The following is a 13,845-nucleotide window of genomic DNA, read 5'->3' on the forward strand; positions in this document are numbered from 1 at the left end:
TAGGTCGTCAGCGTTTGCCGCTTACGACCACAGTTCCGATACTTCGTTATTGCGCAGGTCGAATACGAGAACTTCCGCGTCCTGCCCGTCCGTCAATTCGAGTCGGCGTTCGTTGCGAATGCGCGCGCCGTCGCCTTCTTTCAGCTCGACGCCGTTCACCTTCACGCTGCCGCGCGCGACATGCACATACGCGTAGCGGTCAGCGGCAAGATCGACGCCGGCCGTTTCGTTGCCGTCGAGAAGACCGGCATACACGCGCGCGTCCTGGCGCAATTCGAGCGACCCGTTCTCGCCATCGGGCGACAGCACGAGGCGCAGCGTGCCGCGCTTGTCCTGCGCAGAAAAGTTCTGCTGTTGATAACGCGGCGTCGCACCCTTCACCGACGGCGCGATCCAGATCTGCAGGAAGTGCACCGGCTCGTGTGCCGAATGGTTGAACTCGCTATGCGTGACACCCGTGCCCGCGCTCATCAACTGCACGTCGCCGGGGACGATCACCGAGCCCGTGCCCATCGAGTCCTTGTGCTCGAGCGCGCCTTCCAGCACGTACGAGAAGATCTCCATGTCGCGATGCGGATGCTTGCCGAAGCCGCGCGCCGGGACCACGCGGTCGTCGTTGATCACGAGCAGATCGGAGAAGCCGACCTGCTTCGGATCGTAGTAGTTCGCGAACGAGAAGGTATGGCGTGAGCTGAGCCAGCCGTGTTCGGCGCGCCCGCGTTCATTGGCGTGTCTGAGGTCGATCATTTCCCATCTCCGTTTATCGATTGCCTTTGCTTCACAAGACAGCGACGGTGCCGTTGTCTGAAGCAGTGATCGAAGTGTAGGTCAATCGGAGTGACTATAATCGACGTCAAATGGGAATCACCGTCGCATTAGAGTGGACAAAAGAGGCCGAACCCAATGCAGCTAGACGACTTGAGAATCTTCGTCGCCACCGTCGACGCGCGCAATTTCACGGCGGCCGCGAACCGCCTGCAACTGTCGAAGCAGTTCGTCAGCCGGCGCGTGATGGCGCTCGAAGCGAGCCTCGGCGTGCGCCTGCTCGTGCGCAACACGCGCAAGCTCGCCGTGACCGACCTCGGCTACGAGTTCTACCAGCGCGCGACGCGCATCCTTGCGGACGTGGAAGACGCCGAGCAGGCGATGTCGTCGGGGCGCTCGGACCCGCGCGGGCTGCTGCGGGTCAGCGCGCCGATGTCGTTCGGCATGATTCACCTGTCGCCGCTCGTCGCCGCATTCCTGCGCGCGAATCACGATGTGCGCATCGACATGGATCTGAGCGACCGGGTCGTCGACGTGGTCGGCGAGGGCTTCGACATGGCGCTGCGCATCGGCACGCTGGCGGACTCGACGCTGATCGCGCAGAAGCTCGCGGAAATGCGCATGGTGTCGTGCTGCAGTCCCGCTTATCGCAAGGCGCGCCGCCCGCCCGTGACGCCCGACGATCTCGCGCGCCATGCCTGCCTGCTGTATGGGCAGGAAGGGCGCACCGGCTGGGAGTACATCGTCGATGGGGCGAGCAAGACGATCGAAGTGCACGGTCCGCTGCGTGTGAATAACGGCGAAGTGATTCGCGACGCGGCGATCGCGGGCCTGGGTATTGCGCGCCTGCCGGAGTTCATCGTGGCCGACGCGCTGGCAAGCGGCAAGCTCGTCGAAGTGCTCGACACATTCGTCTCGCCGCCGTTGACGCTTTATGCCGTGTATCCGCAGCACAGACAGGCATCCGTGACGATCCGTGCGTTCACGCAGTTCCTGCGCGACCGTTTTGCGAAGGCCTTACGCAAATGACCTGCAACCCATTTGCACGTAGTGGGTCCGATGGATCTGCCGAGAGACCCTAAGGACCGGGTGCCGTGCCAGCACTTTTGAAGGTTTTCGCACATAATGCGCGTACCTTTGCGGGGGGCGGCGGAAATATGCACATGCACGCATATTGACGCGGCGCCACAGCAAGGCTGAATCAATCAGATAGACCAAAGAGGGACAATCGTGGAACCTACCGAACCGGCCGGCCGCTCGTGGCTATGGCTCATCTTGCTGATCCCCTATATCGCGTTGTTGTGGCTGCCGTTTTACAACGACACGCGCCCTTCGTTCGCGGGCTTTCCTTTCTTCTACTGGTATCAGTTCCTGTGGGTTCCGCTCACGTCGCTGCTGATCTATATCGTTTACCGGGGTATTAAATGAGCGAACTCAACCCCGTGAACCCGGTCGCGATGGCCGTATTCATCGCATTCTTTCTTCTCGTCACGGTACTCGGCTTCATTGCCGCGCGATGGAAAGCAGGCGACCTCACGCAATTGCACGAGTGGGGCCTCGGCGGACGCCAGTTCGGTACGATCATTTCTTGGTTCCTCGTCGGCGGCGATTTCTATACGGCCTATACGGTGATCGCCGTGCCCGCGCTGGTCTATTCGGTCGGCGCGTATGGCTTCTTCGCGCTGCCTTATACGATCATCGTCTATCCGTTCGTGTTTGCCGTGATGCCGAAACTGTGGAAGATCGCGCACGCGAAGAACCACATCACGGCTGCCGACTACGTGCACGGCGAGTACGGCGGCAAATGGTTCCCCGCTGCCGTCGCGCTGACGGGCATCGTCGCGACGATGCCGTACATTGCGCTGCAACTGGTCGGCATGCAGGTCGTGATCAAGGGGCTCGGCGTGACGGGCGAGGCGCCTCTCGTCATCGCGTTCGTGATCCTCGCGCTCTATACCTACACGAGCGGCCTGCGCGCACCGGCGATGATCGCGTTCGTCAAGGACATCATGATCTATATCGTCGTGATCGCGGCGGTGTGGCTGATCCCCGTGAAGCTCGGCGGCTATGGTCATGTGTTCGATGCGGCCGACCAGTACTTCCAGGCGAAGGGCGGCGCGACGGGCATCACCCTGAAGCCTTCGCAATTCACCGCGTTTGCATCGCTGGCGCTCGGCTCGGCGCTCGCGGCCTTCATGTATCCGCATACGATGACGGCCGTGCTGTCGTCATCGTCGATGCAGACGGTGCGCAAGAATGCGATCTTCCTGCCCGCGTACACGCTGCTGCTCGGCCTGATCGCGCTGCTCGGCTATATGGCGATAGCGGCCGGCGTGCACGTGAAATCGGCGTCCGACGTCGTGCCGATGCTCTTCGGCAAGCTGTTCCCGTCGTGGTTCGTGGGCTTCGCGGCGGCGGCGATTGCGATCAGCGCGCTGGTGCCCGCCGCGATCATGTCGATCGGCGCGGCGAATCTGTTCACGCGCAACCTGTGGCGCCCCATCGTGTCGCCGGACATGCGGCCGGCTGAGGAAGCCTCCACCGCGAAGATCGTGTCGCTCGTCGTAAAGTTCGGCGCGCTGCTCTTCATCGTGTTCCTGCCGACGCAATACGCAATCGACCTGCAGCTGCTCGGCGGCGTGTGGATTCTGCAGATCTTCCCGGCCATCGTGTTCACGCTGTACACGCGCCGCCTGAATACGCCGGGGCTGTTCCTCGGCTGGCTGGTCGGCATCGTCGTCGGCACGGGGCTCGCTATTTCGCAAGGCCTCAAGCCCGTGTTCCCGCTGCATATCGGCGATTCGACGTGGCCGATCTATATCGGTCTGATCGCGCTCGTCGTGAATATCGTCGTGACGTTCGTCGTTTCGACGATCACGCCAAAGCGCGCGCATGCCTGATAACGCTTTAGCACTACGCTTCGGCCGAACCCGTCTTCGCAAGCGGGTTCGGCCGTTGTCTTTTCCAGCATTGGATCGGCGGGTCTGCGATTCTTGCAAAACGCCTGTACGTTCGCGCTCTTTTGGTAGGATGCACGCTTTTCAGCCGATGGTGCGTTAGCGTGGGACGGTCGATACTGTCGTTTCTCCGGGAAATCTTCCTCAGGGCGTGGGCCCATCTGAAGCCGTATGCAATGAGCGCGGTGCATCGTTTGCGCCACCCGACACGGCGTGGCGTCGCGTTGTCGATTGCGGCCATTCCGGCGCTCATGCTGCTTTACGTGCTGATCCTGATTCCGTTCACGCCCGGCATCGGGGACATTCGCAAGGCGAAGATCGAGCAGCCCGCGCAAGTCTATTCGGCCGACGGCAAGCTGCTCGCCGAATTCAAGCCGACCAACCGCGTGTGGGTGAAGCTCTCCGATATTTCTCCGCACGTCATCGACGCATTGATCTCGACGGAAGATCACCGCTTCTACGAACATCACGGCATCGACTTTCGCCGTACGGCGGGCGCTGCGTTGCACACGTTTTCGGGCGACCGCCAGGGCGGATCGACGATCACGCAGCAGCTCGCACGCAATCTCTATCCCGACGACATCGGCCGCGCGCCGACGCTCACGCGCAAGATCAAGGAAGCGATCACGGCATTCAAGATCGAAGCCGTCTATACGAAGAGCGAGATTCTCGAAACCTATCTGAACACGGTGCCGTTTCTCTATAACGCGTACGGCATCGAAATGGCGGCGCGCACCTATTTCGACAAGTCCGCCAGTGATCTCACCGTGCTCGAAAGCGCGACGCTGATCGGCATGCTGAAGGGCAATAGCTATTACAACCCGGTGATCAATCCCGAGCGCGCGCTGGACAGGCGCAATATCGTGCTCGGACAGATGGTGAAGTACAGCCGTCTTTCTGTGGCGCAATTCAATTCGCTCAAGGGCAGGCCACTGCGTGTCGATTTCGAACGGCAAACGGAACCGCCCGGTCCCGCGCCGCATTTCGCACAACAGTTGAAAAAATGGCTGATCGCATGGGCCGATGCGAACGACTACAACATCTATTCGGATGGTCTCGTCGTGCGCACGACGATCGATGCGCGTCTTCAGACGATGGCCACGCAGGCGCTGACGTGGCAGGGCAATCAGCTGCAATCGATTGCCAATGCGGCCTGGAATGCACACGGCGCATGCTCCGGCCATAAGGATGTGTTCGACGCGTTCATTCGCGAGACGCCCGAATACCGCAGCGCCAAAGACTCGGGCATCAGCGATGAAGATGCGCTCAAGCATTTGTCGGCGGATCGCGCGTTCATGAAGTCGCTGTGCGAAAGCAAGACGCGCGTGCAGGCCGCGTTCATCGCAATGGACCCGCGCGACGGGCAGATCAAGGCGTGGGTGGGCAGCCGCGATTTCACGCAGGATCAGTACGATCACGTATCGCAGGCGCGGCGTCAGCCGGGTTCGACGTTCAAGCCTTTCGTGTACGGCGCGGCATTCGAGCAGGGCGCGAAACCGGACGATACGTTCCCCGATCAGGCCGTCGAAATTCCGCTTGCAGGCGGCGAGGTCTGGCGGCCGAGCGACGAGGACGCGCCGAGCGGCCGTCCCATCACGTTGCGCGACGGCCTTGCGTATTCACGCAATCGCATCACAGCGCAACTGATGGAGACAGTCGGTCCGGCAAAGGTCGCGCGGCTCGCGCGCGCGATGGGCGTGCGTGAAAGCCCGCTCGAAGCGGTGCCTTCGCTGGCTCTCGGCACGAGCCCCGTGACGCTGAAGGAGATGGTTTCGTCGTACAGCACGATCTCGAATGAAGGCGCGTGGCTTGCACCGATGATCGTCACGCGCATCGAAGACCGCAAGGGCGAAGTGCTAGCCGAATTTCAGCCGTCGCGCGCCGATCAGGTGATGCCCGTCGCCAGCGCACTGAGGTTGATCGATACGATGCGCTCGGTCGTCAACAAGGGAACCGGCTCGGCGATTCGCACGCGCTTCGGCATTCGCGCCGATGTCGCGGGCAAGACGGGAACGACGCAAGACAACGCGGACGGCTGGTTCATCCTGATGCATCCACAACTCGTCGCGGGCGCGTGGGTCGGCTTCAACGACAGCCGCGTCACGTTGCGCAGCGATTACTGGGGGCAGGGCGCGCATAGCGCATTGCCGATCGTCGGCGACTTCTTCCAGCGGGCGCTGCGCTCGCGTCTTGTCGATTCGCACGTGAAGTTTGAACAAGAGCCGCCGCCGGGCATGTTCGAGACGTTCCGCGAGAAGCTGCGCGCGTGGATGGAGCATCTGTTCCCGTCGTCCGGCAAGAGCGAGACGCCTGCGCCGGCTCCGCGCGCGAAGCCGCGTCCGGCGCCTGCCGCGCCCGTCGTGGAGAATGCGCCCCCTGCCTCAGAAGGGTCCGCGCCGACGGATGCCGAGCCGCCGCAGATCATCTCTCCCGCCGCATCGCAGCCGCCGATTCTCCCAACCCCTGGCCAGGCGAGCGCGAAAGCATCGGCGAGCGCGCCCGCTGCGGGCGCTAGCGAATCACAGCCGCCCGTGCTTGCGCCGACGCCTGCTCTGCCGTCCGAGAGTGCGCCTGCTTCACAGCCCTGATATGGCGCTCATCGCTTCGCCTTGCGTTTAGGCGGAGTTGATGAAGAAGGCGAGGGCGCGGACGGCTCTACGATCGGATATGTATGCGACGTGAAGTAGCGGCCGATCGGTTCTCTGCCGTTGAACTTCTCGAAGTACTCGTGCCAGTAGTTCGCGGCGGCCCAGATCGCTTCGGGACATGACGCTCTCGATTCGAGCCCTGGCGTCAGGTCGAAATTGGCGGCTGCGCAGACTGTTTCGATCATGCACGTGGACGGCAGGCCATAGTTGTCGTGCAACGGATTCGGCGTGCGCGCCGCGCCCCACGCAAAGGCGAGCCAGCGCAACACGTGTTCCAGCGCATCGAGTGTCGCGCGCGACTGCTGAAAGCTCGGCACCTTGCCCACCACTTTCTCTTGCTCGACGGGCAATGCAATGACGGCGATGTTCGGAAAGCGCTGCGTGTCGTCGAAATCGGTGAGCGGACGCGCGACGACGCCATTCACGCGCGCCGCAAATGCGGGGCCTTCGGGCTGATGCAAAGGCACATGCAGCGCTTGAGCGTTGGCGAGCGACGCGTCGGCGAGCTTGACGAGTATCGATTCGGACCAGAACGACGGCAGCATGTCGTGCCGCAAATGCGATTGCGCGACGCGCACGCGAAACGCTAGCGTATCGCTGCCGCCGAGCAGCACCACATAGGTCCACTCGTCGGGGCCGCCCGCTTTCATGTCGAGCACGGCGCGCTCGCCCCATGCGGTATTGCTCTCGCCATCCTTGCGGTCGAATGAAACGAATTGCGGATTCGATTGCGTCGTTGTCGATCGTACGATCTTGAGCATGGCCTCGCCTCATTTCTTGTTAGCGCGCGCGCAGTTCGAAGCGCGTCGTGGATACCGATTGCGAAATCGCTTTGTCGCTGGAAATGCCGTAGTACGTGACCTGCATATCGACGCCGCTGCCGACGCGCGTGAACGATACGATCGCCACCTGGTCGCCGCGCTGCCCATATTCCTGCTTGAGCGCGAAGCGATGATTGAGGCCGAAGCGATCCGGCACCGGCTCCGGATCGGAATGGCGCGGCCATGGGGCTTTCGCGCCGAAAATGCCTTTGATCGAATTGGCCGCTTCTTTCGCCGTGTCGAGAAACGGCACGCGAATGAGCCGGGACGGCGATGCAATCACTTCATAAAGCGCGGTGTTCGTCGGCAGATCGTGGCCCGATGCGACGCGTCCCCAGTGCACGTCGCCCGTCATGTAGACGACGGGAATGCCGTCATCCGCAAGCCGGCCGAGCGTCGATTGCAATACGCTGAACTGCTGGTAATTCGGCATTTCCGCGTCGAAGGTTTTCATGCTCCAGTCGCTTTGCGGCGGATCGATAAAGAGCGCCTGGCCCGACGCGAGCAGGCCGACGGCGGGCTTACCCGCTGCATGCGCATCGATCAGATCTTTTTCCCACGCATTCATTGCGGCGACAGCCTTGGGGCCCATCAACGACGTGAGCGCACTGTCGCGATCGCAGCGCATATCGACAAAGAGCATCTTCAATGGCTCGACGTCGAGCCGTATTGCACCGCCCGCGCCGCCTGGCGGCCCGCCGATCTGATAGTCCTCGTATAGCGCGCGCGCCGTATCGCCGAGCAGTTGTCGCGACCCATCCGTCCACGTGTCGGGCAACTGCTTTTGCGCGAACGGGTAGTTGTTCCAGAACTCGTGATCGTCGGGAATGCACACGACGGGCGCACGCTCCAGCACCGATTGCAGGCCCGGCACGCGCAGCGCGCCGGAGAGCCAGTTGAGGTAGTACTTGTTGGCAAGCAGATGCGCGCGGTCCGGATTCCGGTCGGGCACATGCTGCGTGAGCGGAAGATCGAGATACACCTGATCGCCGGCGAGCACCGTCAGATGCGGTTGCACCTTGATCTGCGAGACGATCGTGCCGAGCAGTCCATCGAGATCTTCCGGCTGCGAATAGCACGACGACAGCAGAATATTGAAGCTGCCGTTCATCAGCGTCGGCACTTCTCGAGGCAACGAAGTACTCGCGAATTCAAACGATTCGCCGTCGGCGTCGATTCGAATCTGGCGCGGTCTCGATTCGTCGGACACCTTGAAGCGCATCACGCATTGGTGATTGATCGGCTGGCCGGCGTCGTCGATCCTGAAATCGCGGATCGGAAAGAACTGCGTGGGCGCGAGGGGAATGGCCGCTTGCCGGTCGATGAAAACCTGAGGCGCGGGCGGCGCGGCCACGCCGAATACGCCAACCCATAGTTGCAGCACGCCCGGCTCGCTGGCCTGCGCGTAGCCGGTCAATAGCATCGATACACCCTGGCGTCGTTATTCATAAGCGTCGCTTGCCTTATTCGTCTTATGAAAGCGGTTTGTAATTGCTTTGAATAAGACGAGGCTAGTCGATGCAGACTGAATTGCAACCGGGAAAGTAGCGCAACGAATGCCGCGCGCGAATGCGAGGTTCGCTAAAGGCTATTCAAAGGCTATTGAATGGCGATGCAATGGGTTACGCGAAGCGCTCTTGCTGAAGGATGCGAATCATCGAATGCGCGTTGCGCTGCGCGGAGTCTTCAAAGCAGTTGTTGAAAACGACATGCGTGCGACCCGCGCGTTTGGCGATCTCGCGCACGGGCATCGCAATCTCTTCGAGTTCGCGCTGCGAGTAGTCGTAGTTGAAGCGGCCCGACGCGGTCGCGCTGCCGCTCCATGTTTCTGCATTGCGGCCATGCATGCGCACGATAACCAGTTCCGGCGACGTCGCTTCCCACACGGTATGCGCGCGGTTCGCGACGCCCTCGGGTGCATCCATCACGACATGCACGAGGCCGCGCTCGCGCTCGAATGCGAGCGTCGATTCGCGATGCCGCTCGTCGAACCAGCTCGCGTTGCGAAACTCGAAGGCCGTCAAATACGCTTCCATCCGGTCCGCGCAGTGCTTGACGTGCGCCTTGTCGCGCGGCGCGGTGGAGAGCCACGGCGCGAACTGGAACAGGATCGCGCCGAGCTTGCCCGCCGCGCGCAAGGGTTCGAGTGCCTCGAAGAAACGACGCCACATCTCGTCGATGATGTCGGGCGGCACGTCGCGGTAATAGAGGTTCCGCTTGTCGTTCTGCGGCAGCAGCGGCTGGATGTCCGGCGGAAAGAACTTGCGCTCTGTCTGGTGTCCCGTGAAAAGCCGGAACGCCTTGACGTTGAACGTGAAGTGCTCGGGCGTGCGCTCGGCCCACTGCGCGCAGTTCGCCACGCTGGGCATCGCGTAGTACGACGCATCCACTTCGACCATCGGAAACTGGCTCGAATAGAAACGCAGGCGCGCTTCCGCGCTCGTGCAGCCCTTCGGATAGAAGCGGCCGGATTTGATCAGCGTGGCGTCGGTCCACGACGCCGTCCCGACTTCGATCGACATAGCGGGCCTGGTGTGCGGGTCATTGCGGCCATCGTACTGCATGTTGCGTCGATGCACGCCGGGACGGTCCGCGCGCGCTACATACGGTATTGGGGCAAACCCGGGTTCAGTCAGATTTGCGCACGATCGTTATACGAATTGGAAGCCATTCGAAGTTGCAGTCAATTCCGTGCACAGCGGCTGTCACGCGGCGGTCGGCGCCGCAGAGTACATCCGGACAACGGCCGTGCAGGGAAGCGCCCGCGTTCGAATGAGTCCATCGGTATGCGGCCTGCGGGCCGCGTCCGTCTGCTTCTCTCCCGCTGCGCATCGCGCTTGATGCGTTCGCAGCGCTTCTACGCCGCCCCAAAAGTACCGATCACGCTGGTTCGCTTCGTCTAACCAGACATAAGTGCTACGATGCCTTCAGACGACGATGGAGGTGGAAATGGCAACCTATGCTATCGATGCCGTACGCATTAACCCTATGACGGATCGCGTCACCCACGTCCGGTGGGCCCTCGTCAATCCAAAAACAAACGAATGGCTCTCGCCGCACGAAATCGTCGAAGTCTCGGACGTCGTGACGGCAATTCATTCCGGCAATGCCGTCTGGTCCCTCTTCACACTCGGCGGCATGAAGCTGCTGGGTCCCAAGATCAAAACGGTCTCACACGCCGATGGCATAGACGGGATCGACACCGACGTCCCTGACGGTCACATCGAAAAGTTCATCGACGATCTGCCACGTGTCTGATTGCGCGTTTAGCCCACGTTTCAGCCGGTGATTTTATAAAACGCATTTACGCGGTATTCCGTTTCTCGCATGCGGCGCGCGCTTGATGCGCGCGCCGCGCGTCTGCTTCACGCGTTGCCGCTTCGCGCGATCAGCAACGTTCCGGCACCGGATTTTTTGCGGCGCTTGCGCTCGGCAATCAGCGCTGGCCACTACAGTGCTGGTCCGGTGGGTGACCAGCCACGCGCGATGACATGCCTTGTCGACGTGCCGCTTTCAGCCGCTGCATGTATCGGGCGCCGCTGTCATGCTTCGCATGACGACTTCACGTGATTGACGGAGCCGCACGCTCCGCAGGAGACACAGCCATGACGCACATGTTCGACGCGGGCCTCGAGCGCCGCGAGGCCAACTATGTTCCGCTGACGCCGATCGACTTCATCGCGCGAGCCGCCGACGTTTATGGCGACCGTCTCGCCGTCGTGCATGGCCACATGCGCCGCACGTGGCGCGAGACGTACGAGCGCGCGCGGCGACTCGCGAGCGCGCTGCGACGCGCGGGTGTCGGCCGTGGCGATACCGTCGCGGCGCTGCTGCCCAATATCCCGCCGATGATCGAAGCGCATTTCGGCGCGCCGATGGCGGGGGCCGTGCTGAATACGCTCAACACGCGACTCGATATTCCGTCGATCCTTTACATGCTGCGTCATGGCGAAGCGAAAGTGCTGATCGTCGATACGGAATTCGGCGAGCTTGCTCAGCGCGCGGCCCAGGAATGCCCGCAATTGCGCATCGTCAGCGTGAGCGATGCGATGCCCGCGCGTGCGCAACACTTCGCGGGCGCGACCGACTACGAAGCGTTCCTGCAAGACGCTGATCCGCTATTCGCGTGGACGCCGCCCGCCGATGAATGGGACGCCATTGCGCTCAACTACACGTCGGGCACGACGGGCGAGCCGAAGGGCGTCGTCTATCACCATCGCGGCGCGTATCTGAATGCGCTCAGCAACATCCTCGAATGGGACATGCCGAAGCACGCGGTGTATCTGTGGACGCTGCCGCTTTTTCACTGCAACGGCTGGTGCTTTCCGTGGACGGTCGCGGCACGCGCGGGCGTCAACGTCTGTCTGCGGAAGTTCGATCCGAAGCTCGTGTTCGAGCTGATCCGGCGCGAGGGCGTCACGCACTATTGCGGCGCGCCCATCGTGCAAAGCGCGCTCGCGAATGCGCCCGCCGAATGGCGCGAGGGTATCGCGCATCGCGTATCGACGATGGTGGCGGGCGCGGCGCCGTCGCCTGCCGTGATCGCGCGAATGAAGGCAATCGGTTTCGATCTGACGCACGTGTATGGGCTCACGGAAGTGTACGGTCCGGCCTCCGTGTGCGCGAAGCAGGACGCGTGGGAAGCACTCGCCGACGACGAACGCGCGCGGCTCAATGCGCGTCAGGGCGTGCGTTATCACCTGCAGGCGGCGATCGACGTGTGCGATCCCGATACGCTCGAACCCGTGCCGCGCGACGGCGAGACGATCGGCGAGTTGATGTTTCGCGGCAATATCTGCATGAAGGGCTATCTGAAGAACGAGCGCGCGACGGACGCCGCATTTCGCGGCGGCTGGTTCCATACGGGCGATCTCGGTGTGATCACGGAAGACGGCTACGTGCGCATCAAGGACCGCAGCAAGGACATCATCATTTCGGGCGGCGAGAACATTTCCAGCATCGAGATCGAAGATGTGCTGTACCGGCATCCGGCTGTATCCGTTGCCGCCGTCGTCGCGATGCCGGACCCGAAATGGGGTGAAGTACCGTGCGCATTCGTCGAACTGAAAGAGGGCATGGATGCAAGCGCCGAAGAAATCATCGCGCACTGCCAGCAATTCCTTGCCGGGTTCAAATTGCCGAAAGCCGTGGTGTTTGGCGAATTGCCGAAAACCTCTACCGGCAAGATTCAAAAGTTCGAATTGCGCGCGCGCGTGAAGTCGTCGAGTGCAATCGACCAGACGCGCCGCGATGCCTAGCACGCAAATCCGCGCGTCCTGCGCAAAGCGAGAGCCCGTGCCGCTTTTCGCGGCGCGCGTATCATATAGGAATGCGGCGCGAACGCAGGAATGAATGCTAGAATTGGGTTCAATTCAGGGAACCGGCCTTGGCTCTTCAAGGTCCGTTGATGAGATCCAGTACTCACCGTGCGGGTTTTCACGACCATTCAATCGGCCGGAAATCAGTTAACCCGGGCCGATTATCTGCGGGCCGCAAATATTGACAGAGTCGTATTAAGGCTTCGCTGCAAGCGCGAGGCCTTTAATCTATTTGACGCGAGCTTATTGGCCGCGTCGTTCTAAACGTTATCGGCACGTTATGAAAGAGCGAGAGGAACATCGGACGCTCGACCTCGACGGTCAAGCGCGTGAGCGACTGATCTTGTGGATTCGGCGCCGCATGGAGGAATTCGGCATTACGCTCGAAGCACTCGAAGCGGCACTGATCGCCGATGCCGCCATACCCAAATACCGCGATGCTTTTGGACACGAATGGGACGGCACGGGCGAGCGCCCCGACTGGCTCACGCGCGCGATCAACGCCGGACAGGACATCGAGCACTTCCGCGTCTGAGAGTGACTCTCACGTCGTCGAGCCCAAAAGAGTTCAAACGAAAAAAGCCCGCAATGCAGCGGGCTTTGAAAATACTACTCGGAGTTTCGTTGCGCGATTTGACTCGCGCAACGCATCCTAACGATCATTTGTGAATACGCGATGAACCTTGCATGGAATGCATGCAAGGCTCGCGCGATGACGATTCAGCGTGCGCCGCATTACAGGTCACAGGTCGAAGAACACCGTTTCGTTCGTGCCTTGCATGTGTATGTCGAAGCGATACACGACCTTGCCGCCGCGCTCCTCGCGCTTTGCGACCAGCGTCGCGCGGCGCTCTGCGGGAACGCTCGCGAGCACCGGGTCCTTGTCGTTTGCCGCGGCTTCGTCGTCGAAATAAATGCGCGTGAACGTGTGCAGCAGCATGCCGCGCATCATGAGAATCACGTTCAGATGCGGCGCTTCTTCGGGCGATGCGCGCCCTGGCTTCACCGTCTCGATGATGAAGCGCTTGTGAGGGTCCGTGCCCGTGCCGAAGCGCGCAAAGCCGCGAAAGCCCGTCTTCGCCACATCCTCGCGTGATTGCGGATAGCGCCCTTCGCTATCCACTTGCGACACTTCGAGCATCGCATCGCCGATCGCCTCGCCGTTGCCGTCGAATACCTGGCCGACGAGCGTGACGTGCTCGCCCGCCGCTTCGCGCTCGGCCAACGTTCCCGTGAACAGGCTCTTCAGATCGAAATCGTATTGCTGCGGGCACAGGCCGTATGCGAAGTACGGTCCGACCGTTTGCGAAGGGGTCTCTTTAAGCGTCGTCATGAT

General features: G+C 61.7%; 12 protein-coding genes. 7 read left to right on the forward strand and 5 right to left on the reverse strand.

Annotated elements, in window-relative coordinates; translation table 11 throughout:
* Window positions 1-21: 21 nt before the first annotated feature.
* Window positions 22-747 carry a pirin family protein gene (locus AB4Y32_RS15520; RefSeq protein WP_368722172.1) on the reverse strand — a complete coding sequence of 242 codons (726 nt, stop codon included), beginning with the start codon at window positions 745-747 and terminating at the stop codon, window positions 22-24.
* Window positions 748-903: 156 nt separating this feature from the next.
* Here AB4Y32_RS15520 and AB4Y32_RS15525 point away from each other — a divergent pair, with 156 nt between their 5' ends.
* From AB4Y32_RS15525 to AB4Y32_RS15540, 4 genes are all read left to right on the forward strand, one after another.
* On the forward strand, window positions 904-1,794 hold the full coding sequence (locus AB4Y32_RS15525) for a LysR family transcriptional regulator (RefSeq protein WP_368722173.1): 891 nt from the start codon (window positions 904-906) through the stop codon (window positions 1,792-1,794).
* Window positions 1,795-1,995: 201 nt separating this feature from the next.
* The gene (locus tag AB4Y32_RS15530) at window positions 1,996-2,193 is read left to right on the forward strand and encodes a DUF3311 domain-containing protein (protein ID WP_087737318.1); all 198 of its coding nucleotides are present in this window, start codon (window positions 1,996-1,998) and stop codon (window positions 2,191-2,193) included.
* Entirely contained in the window at window positions 2,190-3,665 is a 1,476-nt protein-coding gene (mctP, locus tag AB4Y32_RS15535) for a monocarboxylate uptake permease MctP (protein ID WP_368722174.1), read from the forward strand. Before AB4Y32_RS15530 ends, mctP begins: the two co-directional genes overlap by 4 nt.
* Window positions 3,666-3,826: 161 nt before the next feature.
* Window positions 3,827-6,310 carry a penicillin-binding protein 1A gene (locus tag AB4Y32_RS15540; protein ID WP_439899793.1) on the forward strand — a complete coding sequence of 828 codons (2,484 nt, stop codon included), beginning with the start codon at window positions 3,827-3,829 and terminating at the stop codon, window positions 6,308-6,310.
* Window positions 6,311-6,318: 8 nt separating this feature from the next.
* Here AB4Y32_RS15540 and AB4Y32_RS15545 read toward each other — a convergent pair whose 3' ends face one another.
* The 3 genes from AB4Y32_RS15545 to AB4Y32_RS15555 form a co-directional block, all read right to left on the reverse strand.
* A complete protein-coding gene (locus tag AB4Y32_RS15545) occupies window positions 6,319-7,131 on the reverse strand; it encodes a hypothetical protein (RefSeq protein WP_368722175.1) in 813 nt (270 codons plus the stop codon).
* A gap of 19 nt (window positions 7,132-7,150) precedes the next feature.
* Window positions 7,151-8,614: a hypothetical protein gene (locus AB4Y32_RS15550; RefSeq protein WP_368722176.1), complete on the reverse strand. Its 1,464-nt coding sequence runs from the start codon at window positions 8,612-8,614 to the stop codon at window positions 7,151-7,153.
* 199 nt (window positions 8,615-8,813) lie between these two features.
* Window positions 8,814-9,713, reverse strand: a complete 900-nt coding sequence (locus AB4Y32_RS15555) for a DUF72 domain-containing protein (RefSeq protein WP_368722177.1) — start codon at window positions 9,711-9,713, stop codon at window positions 8,814-8,816.
* Window positions 9,714-10,140: 427 nt separating this feature from the next.
* On the opposite strand from AB4Y32_RS15555, the gene AB4Y32_RS15560 reads away from it, so the two are divergent.
* The 3 genes from AB4Y32_RS15560 to AB4Y32_RS15570 all read left to right on the forward strand — a co-directional run bounded on the left by AB4Y32_RS15560 (window position 10,141) and on the right by AB4Y32_RS15570 (window position 13,044).
* Window positions 10,141-10,449: a hypothetical protein gene (locus tag AB4Y32_RS15560; protein WP_368722178.1), complete on the forward strand. Its 309-nt coding sequence runs from the start codon at window positions 10,141-10,143 to the stop codon at window positions 10,447-10,449.
* A gap of 347 nt (window positions 10,450-10,796) precedes the next feature.
* Window positions 10,797-12,449, forward strand: a complete 1,653-nt coding sequence (locus AB4Y32_RS15565) for an acyl-CoA synthetase (RefSeq protein WP_368722179.1) — start codon at window positions 10,797-10,799, stop codon at window positions 12,447-12,449.
* Window positions 12,450-12,789: 340 nt separating this feature from the next.
* Window positions 12,790-13,044, forward strand: a complete 255-nt coding sequence (locus AB4Y32_RS15570) for an H-NS family nucleoid-associated regulatory protein (RefSeq protein WP_368722180.1) — start codon at window positions 12,790-12,792, stop codon at window positions 13,042-13,044.
* Window positions 13,045-13,251: 207 nt separating this feature from the next.
* On the opposite strand, the gene pcaG is transcribed toward AB4Y32_RS15570, so the two are convergent.
* The gene (gene pcaG / locus AB4Y32_RS15575; RefSeq protein ID WP_368722181.1) at window positions 13,252-13,842 is read right to left on the reverse strand and encodes a protocatechuate 3,4-dioxygenase subunit alpha; all 591 of its coding nucleotides are present in this window, start codon (window positions 13,840-13,842) and stop codon (window positions 13,252-13,254) included.
* Window positions 13,843-13,845: the final 3 nt, after the last annotated feature.

The sequence above is a fragment of the Paraburkholderia phymatum genome (genome assembly GCF_040965635.1).
GTDB classification, from domain to species: Bacteria; Pseudomonadota; Gammaproteobacteria; order Burkholderiales; family Burkholderiaceae; genus Paraburkholderia; species Paraburkholderia phymatum_B.